This window comes from Phreatobacter stygius (assembly GCF_005144885.1).
GTDB lineage: Bacteria > Pseudomonadota > Alphaproteobacteria > Rhizobiales > Phreatobacteraceae > Phreatobacter > Phreatobacter stygius.
Map to the genome: position 1 here is coordinate 1548361 of NZ_CP039690.1, position 14150 is coordinate 1562510.

A 14150-nucleotide genomic window follows, 5' to 3' on the forward strand; every position below is an offset into this window, starting at 1 on the left:
TCAGGCCGCAACCGCCCCGGTTGCCGGGCCGCCCTTGAGCCAGGCCCGGCCGCGGGCATAGAGCTCCTCGACTTCAGGGCCCTTCAGGCCGGGCATGTCGCGCTTCACCCGGTAGCCGATCTCTTCCTGGATATAAGCGAGATGGCGATAGCCCTCCGGCAGCGCCATCAAGGCATCCTGGCGCAAGGCCACGGAGACTGCCGGATCGACCGGATCGAGCCGGTCCTTCTCATAGATCGGCTGGCGCAGCACGATGCCCCAACGGCCGCCGCGCTTCTCCAGAAAGTCGAAGAAGCGGCCGGTGCAGACGACGTCGCACGGCACATCGTGAACCGTCGCGCGCTGGGAAATGGTCATCTTGGTCTGGGCGATCGCTCTCTCGCCGTCGAGGTCGATGCTGGTGCCGCCGAGAAAGTGCAGAATGCTGACACCCTTGTCCCAGCCTTCACGGCTGACCCGGATGAAGTCCGCCGCCGGGCCCTGGAACCAGGTGGCTGACATCCAGCCGTCGTCATGCCAGACCGTCTGGAAGCGTTGCCAATCCCCGGCGTCGCGCCACACGGCCCAGTTTTCCAGGAGGTCGCGGATGGCCAGTCGATCAATCAGCTCGGCATCCATGGCGGTGGTGCTCCCTGCGGTTCCCGCGTCACCCGCCTCCCTGGACAAGGTTCGCGGATGACGCTAAGTTTCCAATTATGAACTGGTTTGAATTATGAAACCTGAAGCCCATGCGACTGTCAAGTCGGCCGACCGCGCCTTCGACATCCTGGAATATGTCGCCGACGCGCCGGAGCCCCCGTCCTTTTCCAAGCTCTTGGCCGATCTCGCCATTCCCAGAAGCAGCCTGTTCCATCTGTTGAACAACCTGCAGGCCCGCGGCTATCTCGCACAGGATCCGGCCAGCGCACGTTATCGGCTCGGCGACCGCATCCGGCAGTTGGCGGGGCGGATCTCGGGCCCGCCTTTGGCCGCCATCGTCCAGCCGCTGCTCACCCAGTTGAGCGGCGTCCTGAACGAGACCTCGGCCTTCTATCTCAGGGTCGGCGACGCCATGGAAACGATTGCTTCCGCGGTTGGCCGGCAAGCGCTGTCCTACACCATGAAGTCAGGTGAACGGGCGCCGCTTTATGCCATTTCGGGCGGCAAGATCCTGCTCGCCGCCATGGCGCCGGTGGATCTCGTCGCCTATCTCGAACGTGTCAGCCTCGACGAGATCACGCCCAATACGATCCGCTCCAAGGACCGGCTGCGCGAAGACATCGCCGCCGCCCAGCGCGACGGCTTCGCTTATTCGCGCGAAGAGTTCACCCCCGGCATTACCGGCATCGCGACCGCCGTGCTGCGCCACGGCCAGGTCTTCGGCGCGCTCAACCTGGCTGTCCCGACCGCCCGCTTCTCGCAAAGCCAGGACGGTGTCTTCCGCCGGCAATTGCAGTCGACCGCCGCGGCGCTGACCCGCGCCCTGGAGGCCGGCACGGCGCTCTGACGCCTGTCGGTTGAGCAGCGCGAGACCGTTTTGGTTGACCCGATCCGCGGAGCATGTTTAGTTCATAGACAAGAATAGTTTCACATATAAAACCAAATGAGCGAAACCAATCGCTCGCCACCGGAGGGGAGACACCCATGCGTCGTGCAGGACGAGTGATGCTGGCTTTGTGCGCGCTGGCCGCCTGGACGCCGGCACAGGCGAGCGACTATCCCCGGCAGACCATCAAGCTGATCGTCCCGCAGCCCGCCGGTGGCGGCTTCGACACGGTCGCCCGGGTGCTGGCGGACCGGCTGGCGCCACGGCTCGGCCAGGCTGTTGTCGTCGAAAACCGGCAGGGCGCCGGCACCATTGTCGGCACCCAGGCCGCGGCCCAGGCGCCGCCCGACGGTTACACCTTGCTGCTCGGCGGCCTTTCCAACATCGCGCTCAACCCGGGGCTCTATCCGAACCTGCCCTATGATCCGCGCAAGGACCTGGTGCCGATCGGCCTGGCGGTCAGCTGGTCCTATACGCTGATCGCCCGCAAGGACCTGCCGCAAGCCGACCTGCCGGCGCTGATCGCCTTCGCCAGGGCCAATCCGGCTCAGGTCACCTATGCCTCGGCCGGCCGTGGCTCCGGCCAGCACATTGCGGCGGCGGTCACCGAGCACCTGGCCGGCGTGAGGATGACCCATGTGCCCTATCGCGGCGCCCAGGCCGCCTACCAGGACCTGATGGGCGGTCGCGTCGACCTGTTCTTCGATATCTCGTCCACCGCCATGGCGCAGGTCCAGGCCGGCACCGTCCGGGCCCTGGCCGTGTCGTCGGCGAACCGCCAGCCGTTCCATCCTGACGTGCCGAGCGTCGCGGAGACCGGCGTCGCGGCACTCGACATGGAGAGCTGGTTCGGCCTTTTCGCGCCGGCCGCGACGCCGCCCGATGTGCTCGACCGCCTGCGCCGCGAGCTTGCCGCCGTGCTCGCCCTGCCCGAGCTCGAGACGGTCTTCGCACGCACCGGCGGCCGGGTGCTGCGCCTGAGCCGTGACGAGACCGAGGCGCTGATCCGCCGCGACGTCGAGCGCTGGACCGCGCTGGTTCAGGCCGCCGGCCTGCGCGAGACGCCGAACTAACCCGCTGAGGCCTGAGACAGCACGATCCGCCTGGTGACGCCGATCGCGCTCAGGAAGTCCTCGTCGTGGCTGACCACCAGAAGCGCCCCGTCGAAACCGCCGAGCGCCGCCTCCACCGCCGTGATCGAGGCAATGTCGAGGTGGTTGGTCGGCTCGTCGAGGATGAGGAGATCGGGCGGATCGCCGCCGCCGAGCGTGCAGGCCAGGCCGACCCTCAGGATCTCGCCGCCGCTGAGCTCCCCGACCCGGCGGAGCGCCGCATCGGCGCGGAACAGGAAGCGGGCCAGGGCGGCGCGGCAGGCATTGTCGTTGCAGCCCGGATTGAGCCGGCGGAAATTGTCCAGGATCGATCGATCGGGATCGAGCAGGCTCATCTGCTGGTCCAGCATGACCGAGCGGCGCGCCTGGACGACGGATCCGGCGAAGGGTTGGAGCGCGCCGGTCGCCAGCCGAAGCAGCGTCGACTTGCCGCTGCCGTTCGGACCGGTGACGGCCACCCGCTCGGGCCCGACGATCGCAAATGACAGGTCATGGATGATCGCCCGGCCCGGAACCGGCCCGCCGGTCACCTGATCGAAGGCAAGCACGGTCTTGCCCGCGGGCAGACGGACAGCCCCGACGGAAAAGGCCAATGTCCTGACGGTTTCCATCTTGGCGCGGGCGGTCTGAAGCGCGCCGGCGGCTGCCGCCCGCTGCCGGTCGGCCAAGCGATTGCCGCGACCGAGGGTCTTTTCCGCCCGATCCTGGCGGGCATCCAGGAGGAGCTTGCTCTGACCGGCCTTGGCACGCGAACGCTTGCCGGCGCCGTCCTTGCGCGCCTGGCGCTCGGCCGCGACCTGGGCCTTGCGCGCCGCCTCCCCGGCATCGCGTTCGGCGACCGCCAGGTCGCGCTCGGCGGCGGCGAGTTCATTCGCCTTCCGCTCGGCATAGAGGTCCCAATTGCCGCCATAGGTGGTCACGCCGAGGCTGGTGAGCTCGACCATCCGGTCCATGTGCCGGAGCAATTCCCGGTCGTGGCTGACGACGACCGCGCCGCCGCGCCACTCCCCCAGAAAACGCGCCACCGCCACGCGGCCGTCACGGTCGAGATTGTTGGTCGGCTCATCGAGCAGGATGAGGTCGGGCGGGTCGACAAGGATGGCGGCAAGCGCCAGCCGGGTGCGCTGGCCGCCGCTCAGCGTCGCCAGCGGCCGGTCGAGCCCGATGCCGGCGAGATCCATCCGGGCCATCGCCTCCGACAGCCGCGCCTCCAGCGTCCAATCCGCGTCCTGCATCGCCTCGATGCCGCCGCGCCCGGCGCTGACCAGGGCAAGACGCGCCAGCGCCTCGCTCACGCCAAGCGCATCGGCGACCATCTCGCCTGACGCGACCTGGACGCTCTGACGAAGCTGCCTGAGCGAGCCGTGGCGCAGCACGGCGCCCGTCTTCGGCCCCAGCGCGCCGGCCATGAGCGTCATGAGCGTCGACTTGCCGACGCCATTGCGTCCGATCAGACCGTAGCGTTCACGCCCGAGACTGAGGTTCAGCCCCTGGAAGAGCTCACGGCCGTCGGGTGTCGAATAAGACAGGTTGCGTAGGGTCAGAAGAGCCGACATGGCGAACCGATGAGACGAGGGCGATACGGGCGGATCCGGTATGCGTCCTCATGGTCATCGGCGGCTCTCCAGCGGGTCTGAGGCGCCGTTCAATAAGGCCTGCCGCGCGCCCGATCAAGCGCACCAAGCGGCGGCCAGGCTGGCCGCCGCGATCATGGCCCGGCCGGCGGGATCATTTGCGGTAGGGCAGCACCCGGGTCATCGACGGCGGGAAGTCGTAGTCAGCGAAGTTATAACCCTTGCCCAAGGCCTTGAACCATTTGACCGCGGCCCTTTGCCACGGCTTCGCATCGAGAACCGAAATCCCGTCGCCGACACCCATCGACAGCATGCAGCCCGGATGCGGATTGTTGGCCGCATCGAGCCGGCAATAGTTCGGGTTCGCCGTGGCCTTCGCATTGGCGTCGACTGCCATGCCCTCGAAGACGTGGTGCAGCCCCAAGAGATGCCGGACTTCATGGGGCACCCGGTGCTGCTCGCCGGGCACGCCCACCACCAGCGATGACGACGGGATCTTGTAGATCACCATGTTGTTCATGTGTGTCGAGTCGGCCGGCAGCATGGGCAACTTGTTGGCCGGGGTCTTGGGGATCTTGGTGAATTCGACCGTCTGGTGAGCCCCCTTCGGGTCCCAGACCGGCACGATGTCGAACTGGCAGTGCAGGTTCGAAATGAAGGTCGAGCCGCTGGCGTCGTCGGCAGTCGACAGTTCGCTGACTCCCGCCGGCGCCTTCAGCCAGAATTTCTCGTTGAGGCTGCGCTTCGCCTGGGCAATGAACTCGATGATGAAGGCGTTCCACTCCTTCGCCGTCCACACCTGCGTGAACCACTTGAAGCCCGAAGTATCGGTGACATAGGGGTTCGCCTTGGGATTGATCTGCTTGAAATGGATGCGCAAAACCACCTTGAGACTGGCATTCCAGCTTTTCGAGATCCCCTTGGTATCCAGACTGACGTCGTAGTCGATGCCCCTGAGCATCGGGCGCTGCGCGCTCTTTTGCGGCTTCACCGCCAGTTGAAACATGTCCCAGGAGGCGCCGCCGGAGTCGCGGATGTCGACCAGAACATTGCCGGCGCGTCTCGGCGTGATATCGAACCAGGTAATGTCGTTGTCCCGCTTGACCACCGCTTCCGCGCGCGTCGTCACGCCGAACGAGGGGTCGTTCGGCCCGACCTCCAGCCCGTCGGGCAGGCCCCAGACGCCGAATTTGAACGCCTGGTTGAAATCGATCGTCTGGATTGTCTTGGAAATCCGCGGTGCGCCGTTGTGGTAGTTCGGGCCGGACCATTTGACGAAATGTGCCAAGGCAAACCTCCATGGGGTGATGCTTCCGACGAGTGTTCGGGAAGCGACGGCATCGGCATGATCGCAAGCAAGGCCCTTGCGGCGCCGGCCAGCGGCCGGCCCGGGCGCAACTGCGCGGGAATTTGCTAGCGGACCTCGAAGACGAAGTTGCCGTCGGCCAGCGCCATGCTGGCCGTGCTCCAGTCCTTCTTCTCGACCTGCTGGTTGAGGATGCGCCGCGACAGTTCGGGCAGCACCGTATTGGTCAGCACATTGTCGATCATCCGGCCACCGCTGGCCGGGTCGTTGCACAGCCCGACGATCTTCTCGACCACCGCGTCGTCATAGCTGAAGACGGCGCCGTGATTGTCCTTGATGCGCCGGCCGATGCGGTCGAGCTGCAGGCGCACGATGCCCGCCAGCATGTCCGGCGACAGCGGCAAATAGGGAATGGTGACGATGCGGCCGAGCAGCGCCGGGGGAAACACCTCGAGCAGGTCGGGTTTCAGCGCGGCGCCGAGCTTTTCGGTGTCGTTCTTGTACTCGTCCTTGGCGGCCAGGTGCATCAGCCGCTCGGTGCCGACATTCGAGGTCAGGATGATCAGGGTGTTCTTGAAATCGATGCGCCGGCCGCTGCCATCCTCCATCACGCCCTTGTCGAACACCTGGAAGAAGATCTCGTGGACATCCGGATGGGCCTTCTCGACCTCATCGAGCAGGACCACCGAATAAGGCTTGCGGCGGACCGCTTCGGTCAGCCGGCCACCCTGGTCGTAGCCGACATAACCGGGAGGTGCGCCCTTCAGGGTCGAGACGGTATGGGCCTCCTGGAACTCGCTCATGTTGATGGTGATGATGTTCTGCTCGCCGCCATAAAGCGCTTCCGCCAGCGCCAGCGCGGTCTCGGTCTTGCCGACGCCCGACGGGCCGCACAGCATGAACACGCCGATCGGCTTGTTCGGATTGTCGAGCTTGGCCCGGTTGGTCTCGATCCGCTTGGCGATCATGGCGAGCCCGTGCGACTGGCCGACCACCCGGCGATTGAGCACCTCGGCCAAGGTCAGCACCGCCTCGATCTCGTCCTTGACCATCCGGCCGACCGGAATGCCGGTCCAGGCCGAGACGACGGCGGCGACCGCATCCTCGTCGACATGGGGATGGATCATGCGGCTATCCGCCGGGATCTCGTCCAGCGCGCTGCTGCGCTCCTTCAGCTCGGTCCGGCGTGCCGGCCCGTCATCAGGCGGCGGCGACGCGGCAAGGCCGGTCCTGAGCGCCAGGATCTCCTCGACCAGCGCCTTTTCGGCGGCATAACCGGTCTCGGCGACGCCGAGCTTTTCGGTCAGTCCGGCGATCTCCTGGCCGATCTCGGCGATCCGCGCGGCGGTGTCCGATCCGAGGTCGGTGTCGTTCTGCAATGCGGTCTTTTCCGTCTCGCGCGCGGCGATCTGGGCGCGCGTGCCTTCGATCGCGGCCGGCGTGGTGGTCTGGCTCACCGCGACCCGGGCGCAGGCCGTGTCGATCAGGCTGACTGCCTTGTCGGGCAGCTGGCGCGCCGGGATATAGCGCTGCGACAGGGTCACCGCGGCGACCACCGCAGCGTCCGAGATGCGCACGCCATGGTGCTTCTCCATCGGCGCCAGAATGCCGCGCAGCATGTCGCAGCAACGCGCCGCGTCCGGTTCGTCGATGGCGATCGGCTGGAACCGGCGGGTCAGCGCCGGATCCTTCTCGATATATTGCCGGTATTCCGACCAGGTGGTCGCGGCAATGGTGCGCAAGGTGCCGCGGGCCAGCGGCGGTTTCAGCAGATTGGCGGCATCGCCGGTACCGGCCGAGCCGCCGGCACCGATCAGCGTATGGGCCTCGTCGATGAACAGGATGATCGGGGTCGGCGAGGACTGGACCTCGTCGATCACCGAACGCAGCCGCTGTTCGAACTCGCCCTTCATCGAGGCGCCGGCCTGCATCAGCCCGACATCGAGCGCGCAGAGCCTGACGCCGCGCAGCAGGGGCGGAACGTCGTCGGCGACGATCCGCTGCGCCAGCCCTTCGACCACCGCGGTCTTGCCGACGCCGGCCTCGCCGGTCAGGATCGGGTTGTTCTGCCGGCGGCGCAGCAGCACGTCGATGAGCTGGCGGATCTCGGCATCGCGGCCGAGCACCGGATCCATGCCGCCGCTCCTGGCGCGGGCGGTCAGGTCCTGGCTGAACCGGTCGAGCGCCGTGGTGCCCTTCTGGCCGGTCGCCGGGTCCGGCAGGATGGCGCCCGAGCCGTCCATCGGACGCATGCTGTCTTCCACCGAGCCGCTCCAGATGGCACGGTGCTCGGCGGCCAGCGTATCGGCATTGATCTTCTGGAACTCCGGCGAGATCGAGATCAGCGCGCGGCGCAGATCCATCGACTTCATCGCCGCCAGCAGGGCATGGCCGGTGCGGATCTGAACCTCGCCGAAGAACAGCGTCGCGTAGTGCCAGCCGCGGTCGAGCAGATCGACCATGGCATTGGCGACGCCGGGCATCTCGCTCTCGTTCTTGCGAAAGCCGTTGATGGTCGCCAGCGTCTCGGCCGAGAGCTTGCCGCGGTCGACCTTGAAATAGTCGAGGGTCGCGCCGAGATCGGTGCGCTCCGCCTGCATCACCTGATGGAGCCAGTGCGCCAGTTCGAGATTGCGGTTGCCCGCGGTCTTGGCCTGCCGGAGCGCCTGGATGAAGGCGTCATAGCCGACGCGATTGAGCTTTCCGGCAACGGTTTCCAGGCTGATATCGGCCATTGGTCTCGTCCTCGTTTGTCCCGGTGAACATGCGCTCGGCGGTCATGGACTGGCAGTCGGCATGGACTTGCAGTGATCGTGGGCATGCCATGGTCAGGGGTTCGCGGCGTCGCCTTGCCGCTTGGCTCTTTCATGCACGTCGAAACGGGCGTCGGTGCGCAGCGCGCTGTCGGCCTCGGCCCAGTCGGGCGCCATCCAGCTGGTCCAGCCGAGCCGGCCGGCACGCCCGAGCGTCACCGGCGCGACCTGGCCGGAGGGGATGGCCAGCTCGACATCCCATTCCAGCTCCTCGCCGAGATAGAAGCTGACGATATCGTCGAGATGGTCGGCGCGCGGCTGGCCCGGCAGGTAGGTTTCGTATTCGGCAAGCGTTGCGGTGAACAGGCGGATGCGGAACTTGTCGGAAACGCTATAGGTCCTGGAGCCGAGCATCAGGGTCGTCCCCAGGCCGGCATTGGCGCCGCCGAGGCTGCTGCGGTCGGTGGGCTCGAGCGTCTGCCAGCTGCCGATGAACTCTTCCACCTCGCAGCGGATGCCGAACACGCCCGAGATCAGCGAGGTCAGGCGCGACGCGCTCTTCGCCTGGGCGCTCATCAAGCCGGCGAAATGCAGCTTCAACGCATCGGGAATGGTGCCCAGCCCGCCGGTATTCGGTGTGCCGAGGCCGATCGATGAACCGAGATAGGCCCTGAACCGGTCCTCCAGCGGCCGATCCGCCTGGGCGATCGGCCGGACATCCGCCCAGGCCCGGTAGAACAGCTGAAGGAAGCGATTGTTGAACAGGTCGACGAAGCGGGCGAAGGCATCGTCGCCGCGCAGGACATAGCTGTTCGCCTCGTCGGTGGTGGCGAGCGGCAGTGCACCCTGGGGCCCGAGCTGGCCGAGAAAACGCACCGCCAGGCGCAGGCGCCCTGCCCGGCCGAGTTCCGCCTTGCTGATATTGGACGCCGGAAAGATCAGGAACGGATCCTGGCCGAGGCTGACATATTCGCTGCGCAGGGTCGCGCTGTCGCCGATCCGCGGCCGCTCCGGATGCGCGGCTTCGAGCATGCGCATGACCGCGAAGAAGTCGTAGAGCTCCGGTGCTTCGGTCAGTCCGTCAGGCAGTTTCACAGCTGCCTCCTCAGGCCCATGCGCGGTGGCCAGCGCATGATCTCGCCGCGCTCGGTGCTGCGGACGACCGTCTGGGTGAACTGGTTGAGGTGGCTGTACTCGGCGAAGAAACGGTCGAGCACCGCGCCGATCAGGAAGATACCCGAACCCTCGAAGGCCTTTTCGTCGAAGCTGACCGTGATCTCCAGGCCGCGGGCGACGCTGGCGCCGTCGCGCCTTTGCACACGCCGGACGATCGGGCGGCTCACCACCGAGCGAATACCCCAGATCCGCCGCTCGGCGCTGCCGTCGGTAATGTCGGCGAAGATGAACAGGGTCTCCTTCAGCATGCGCGCATCGCCGCCGGCCTTGTCCTGGATCAGGCCGAGATGGTTGAGGCTCAACAGATTGAGCAGCCGCCAGACCGTAGCCCCGGTCGACCAGGTCTCGGTGCGGCCGCGCCGCTGCGACACCACCGGCTCGCGCGGGCGGGTCGGGCCGGCGACGCAGGCAACCTCCAGTTCGGTATCGTTGAGCAGGCGGAAATCGGCGCCGCCCGAACCGACCGGCAGCAGTTCCGGCAGATGCCGGTTGGAGCACAACGCACGCACCGAGAGCTCGACGAAGCGATCCTCTTCGCTGCTGCCGAGCGGCGAGGTGATCGCCAGGTACATGTCGGTGCCGACATAATCGGACGCCGTGCCGTAGCGCCGCTCGGTCGCGGTGCGCCGGCGCGGCAGCCGCCGGACCGCATAGGCCAGCCGGTCGGCGCCCGGCACGCCCTCCAGCGATGCGCCGTAGAGCGGCGGCACGGCGATCTTGTCCCGGCCGCCCAGCCGGTGCGCGTGGACCGAAATGATCCGATGCGGCTCATAGTCCAGTGGCCGCCCGCGGTCGGGCACCACATTATACTCGTGCAGGCCGGTCTTGACCGGCAGGCGGTCGGTGGTCTTCTCGAACAGGTTGATCGCCGGCGCCGTGTAGAGCGCGAAGGCCTCCGGCTTGACGAAGGCGGCGAGCCTCGGATTGACCTCGTCGAAAGTGAACACCACGTCGACCGTCTTCGCCTTGAGCTTCGGCATGACCGAGGCGAGGCCGGTCAGCTCGAAGCCGATGAACTTGCGTGGCAGGACGAAGAACTCGCGCAAGAGCTCGAAGCCGCGAAACACGCGTTTGTCGTCGGGAAACAATTGTTCGTCGTCGCCGAAACCGAGCTGGCGCAGCGCGACCCCTGGGGCGCGGATGACCACGGGGTCGCCGAATTCGTCGAGGAACCGGACATGGATGGACAGGCGGCGGGCGAACAATTGTTCGTAGAGCCCGATCGCATCGGCTTCGGCACCCAGGATGTGAAACGGCAGCCGGTCGACGCGGCAACCGGCGAACAGTCCGAGTGGTTCGGCCAGCGCCGCCGCATCATCCGGCTCCTCGGCGGCATCCGCGACGCTGCGATGGCGCAGCGACAGGACGAGGCCCGCCGCGACACTGCGATCGATCGGAATGCCCATCGACTGCAGCGGCGCCGGCGCGCCGAAATAATGCGCCCGGGCGATCTCGAACGGCCACAGCGTGACACCCTGCGACAGGCGGAACCGGCAGGCGACCTGCCGGTCGCGCTCGACGTGAACCGCATCCATCGCCTCGCCGGCCTCGATCAGCCGGCCTTCGCGCAGCGCCGGGTCGCCGAAGCGCGGGCGCACCTGCACCAGCGCCGTTGAGGCGATCGGCGCGAGCGCATTGGGCAGCAATTGTTCGAGCAGGTTGCCGGTGAACTCCGGAAACTCGTGCTTCATCTTCAGTTGCACACGCGCTGCCAGAAAGGCGCAGCCCTCCAGCAGGCCCGACACCATCGGGTCGGTGCGTTCCCCGGCCAGGCCGCCGAGCCGCTGGGCGATGTCGGGATATTCCTCGGAAAACTCCTTGGCCTGCTCGTAGAGCAGCAGCAGTTCCCGGTTATAGAGATCGAGGAATTCCCGGTTCATGGCGCCGCTGTCCGGCTGACATTGATCTTGCGATTGTCGACATCGACATCGGCGATGAACACCACGGGAACGTCGACCGGCTCGCAGGACAGGTCGCCGCTGATCTCCAGCCTGACGCTGAGCGAGGGTTCGTCGACCCGCACCACCTGATTGATCCTGAGGCTGCCGGCGACGAGACGCGGCTCGTATCGGCGAATGGCCTCCTCGACGTCGCGGGCGAGCCGGCCATCGGCGGCCTGATCGGCGAAACGGGAGGTGACCTCGCGCAGGCCGAAATTCAGGATCGAGCGGCGAACCGCATCGAAGCCCTCGAGATCGACGGCCGATTCCAGGTTGACGGTGTTGACCAGATCGGCGAGGTCGCGCGCCACCTCCTGGCGGAGCGCCGCTTCGGTGATCGGCGGCCTCAGCGAAATCCGGCTGGAGGCGCCACGTTTGCGGGGGCTCGGCTCTTCGGCCGCAACGGGAACGATCTTGGCCGCGAAGACGCGCTCGGCATGGGCGCTGCGGAACGCATGCATCAAAGGCGGCGAGAGCCTGTCCTTCCTTGGCGAAACTCCCATGACACCCCCCATAATGCCTGTCGTACAGAACGCCGGCCGCGGACCGCATGTCCCGGCCGGCCCCGGCACCCTGCCGGCATCGATGCCGCCGCCCCCGGATCCGGAGGCGATCGAGCCGCGAGCCTTGCAGCCCGCGGCCCGTCGATGGCCGACCGTGGTCGCCGCGATGGCGCCGATCAGTTGGTCTTGTTCGCCGCGATATCCCAGGCAACTTCGTTCTGAGGACCTTCCGACTGGTCCTCCTTCTGGGTCTTGTAGACGGCCTTGAACGAGGCGAAGTTGAGCGCCAGGCTCTCGCTGACCAGGTCCGTGCCGTTCGACCCGGTCACCTGCGACGATGAGACGACGATGTTCTTCATTTCGATGACGAGATAATCGATCACCTTGGGGCCGCCCGACTTCCGGCAGATGATCTTGCCGTTCGGAATATGGTGGGCCTGCAGCGACATCTTCATCAGGGTCGGCGTCGCGAAGTCGAGCTTCTTCATCACATGAATGTCCTGGACATTCGCCTTGCCCGCGCCGGCGCCGGTCGCGGTATGGGCCGTCGCAGTCTGGTTCATGCCGAACGACCACGATTCAATGTCGATCGCATTGGTCTTGATGGCGGATTCACCCTTCACACCGTCAAGTTCGAGAAGCATGTCTACAGCCATGAAAGCCTCCTTGTGTGGACTTGCCATCTATAGCGGGCCGGCATCATGCCGGCTGTGCGCTGAAGCACGTCGCACTCGGCGACGTGCTCATTTCCGGGGTGGTTTCAGCTTGCTTTGGCCGGCAGGCGCGACACCAGGCTCAGCCCGATATCCATGCCCTCCAGCTGGTAATGCGGCCTGAGCATGAACTTGGCGTAGTAGTAGCCTGGGTTTTCTTCGTTCTCGATGATCTCGACCGAGGCACCGGCCAGCGGCCGGCGCGCCTTGGTCTCCTCCGAAGAATTGGTCGGGTCGCCGTCGACGTAGAGATTGATCCAGTCGTTCAGCCAGCGCTGCAGCTGGACCTTCTCCTTGGTCGAGCCGATCTTGTCCCTGACCATGCATTTCAGGTAATGCGCGAAGCGCGACACGGCGAACATATAGGGTAGCCGCGACGACAGGTTGTCGGAGGCGGTGGCCTCGTCGGTCATCCGCTTCTTCGGCCGATAGACCGACTGGGCGCCGATGAACGCCGCCTTGTCGGAATTCTTCCGGTGGATCAGCGGGATCAGCCCCGACTTGGCAAGCTCGGCCTCGCGCCGGTCGGTAATGGCGATCTCGGTCGGGCATTTCAGGTCGATGCCGCCGTCATCGGTCGGGAAGGTGTGGACCGGCAGGTTGATCACCTCGCCGCCCGACTCGACCCCGCGGATGCGCGTGCACCAGCCCCATTCCTTGTAGGCCCGGTTGACATTGGTCGCCATCGCATAGGCCGCGCTCATCCAGGCATATTTGTTGCCGTCGTGACCGTCGGTCTGTTCCTCGAAGCCGAACTCCTCGACCGGGTCGGACTTGGCGCCATAAGGCAGCCGCGACAACACGCGCGGCAGGCACAGGCCGAGATAACGGGCGTCGTCGGAATCGCGCAGGCTCTTCCAGGCGGCATAGTCGGGCGTCTCGAAGATCGTCGACAGGTCGCGCGGATCCGACAGCTGGGTCCAGCTGTCCATGCCCATCAGCGTCGGGTTCGCCGCGGCGAACAATGGGCAATGGGCGCTGGCAGCGACCTTGGTCAGGGCGCGCAGCAGCTGGATATCCACCGCCTCGTGGGAGAACTGGTAGTCGGTCACCATGGCGCCGAAAGGCTCGCCGCCGAGTTGGCCGAATTCCTGCTCATAGACCTGCTTGAACAGCGGGCTCTGATCCCAGCGCGCGCCGGGATAGCTCCTGAGATTGTTGTTCAATTCGGTCTTGCCGACATTCATGAACTTGATCTTCAGCGTGGCGTCGGTCTCGGAGTTGAAGACGAGATAGTTGATGCCGCGCCAAGAGCTCTCGAGCTGCTGGAATTCCGGCGCGTGCATGATCTCGTTCATCTGCGCCGACAGTTTTTCGTCGAGCCGGGCGATCATCTCGTCGATCGTGTCGAGCACGTCGGACTTCACCAGCGACTGGTCGGCAAGCGCTTCGCGGACCAGCGTCGCCACCGCATTCTCGACCTCGGTCGCGGCGCGCTCGTTGCGCGGCTTGAAGCTCTGCTTCAGCAGCGTGGCGAACTCGTCGACATCGCGTGTCGCGACACCAGGCTCGGTCGTGGATTTCTGGCGTTCATTGGCCATGATCTAT

At 66.2% G+C, this 14150-nt stretch carries 11 protein-coding genes; 2 read left to right on the plus strand and 9 right to left on the minus strand.

What is annotated here, in order from left to right; genetic code table 11:
- Nucleotides 1–618, minus strand: a complete 618-nt coding sequence (locus E8M01_RS07120) for a nuclear transport factor 2 family protein (RefSeq protein ID WP_136959493.1) — start codon at nucleotides 616–618, stop codon at nucleotides 1–3.
- Between the two features lie 94 nt (nucleotides 619–712).
- Between E8M01_RS07120 and E8M01_RS07125 the strand changes: the two genes are divergently transcribed.
- Nucleotides 713–1486, plus strand: coding sequence for an IclR family transcriptional regulator (locus E8M01_RS07125; protein ID WP_136959494.1), 774 nt, complete (start codon nucleotides 713–715; stop codon nucleotides 1484–1486).
- A 137-nt stretch (nucleotides 1487–1623) separates the two neighbouring features.
- Entirely contained in the window at nucleotides 1624–2598 is a 975-nt protein-coding gene (locus E8M01_RS07130; RefSeq protein WP_136959495.1) for a Bug family tripartite tricarboxylate transporter substrate binding protein, read from the plus strand.
- Here the strand turns inward: E8M01_RS07130 and E8M01_RS07135 are convergent.
- The 8 genes from E8M01_RS07135 to tssC form a co-directional block, all read right to left on the minus strand.
- Entirely contained in the window at nucleotides 2595–4193 is a 1599-nt protein-coding gene (locus tag E8M01_RS07135) for an ABC-F family ATP-binding cassette domain-containing protein (protein ID WP_136959496.1), read from the minus strand. The two genes, E8M01_RS07130 and E8M01_RS07135, sit on opposite strands and share 4 nt — an antisense overlap.
- A 172-nt stretch (nucleotides 4194–4365) precedes the next feature.
- Nucleotides 4366–5499 (minus strand): hypothetical protein, encoded by a 1134-nt coding sequence (locus E8M01_RS07140; RefSeq protein ID WP_136959497.1) that lies wholly within the window; start codon nucleotides 5497–5499, stop codon nucleotides 4366–4368.
- A 125-nt stretch (nucleotides 5500–5624) separates the two neighbouring features.
- Complete coding sequence (gene tssH / locus E8M01_RS07145; protein ID WP_136959498.1) at nucleotides 5625–8252, minus strand: type VI secretion system ATPase TssH; 2628 nt, start codon at nucleotides 8250–8252, stop codon at nucleotides 5625–5627.
- A gap of 93 nt (nucleotides 8253–8345) precedes the next feature.
- Nucleotides 8346–9365 carry a type VI secretion system baseplate subunit TssG gene (tssG, locus tag E8M01_RS07150; protein WP_246088624.1) on the minus strand — a complete coding sequence of 340 codons (1020 nt, stop codon included), beginning with the start codon at nucleotides 9363–9365 and terminating at the stop codon, nucleotides 8346–8348.
- Nucleotides 9362–11326, minus strand: a complete 1965-nt coding sequence (tssF, locus tag E8M01_RS07155; protein ID WP_136959499.1) for a type VI secretion system baseplate subunit TssF — start codon at nucleotides 11324–11326, stop codon at nucleotides 9362–9364. Before tssF ends, tssG begins: the two co-directional genes overlap by 4 nt.
- The gene (gene tssE, locus E8M01_RS07160) at nucleotides 11323–11889 is read right to left on the minus strand and encodes a type VI secretion system baseplate subunit TssE (RefSeq protein ID WP_170181813.1); all 567 of its coding nucleotides are present in this window, start codon (nucleotides 11887–11889) and stop codon (nucleotides 11323–11325) included. The genes tssF and tssE overlap by 4 nt, the downstream gene beginning before the upstream one ends.
- Nucleotides 11890–12065: 176 nt before the next feature.
- Nucleotides 12066–12545, minus strand: coding sequence for an Hcp family type VI secretion system effector (locus E8M01_RS07165; protein WP_170181814.1), 480 nt, complete (start codon nucleotides 12543–12545; stop codon nucleotides 12066–12068).
- Between the two features lie 104 nt (nucleotides 12546–12649).
- On the minus strand, nucleotides 12650–14143 hold the full coding sequence (tssC, locus tag E8M01_RS07170; protein ID WP_136959502.1) for a type VI secretion system contractile sheath large subunit: 1494 nt from the start codon (nucleotides 14141–14143) through the stop codon (nucleotides 12650–12652).
- Nucleotides 14144–14150 lie beyond the last annotated feature (7 nt).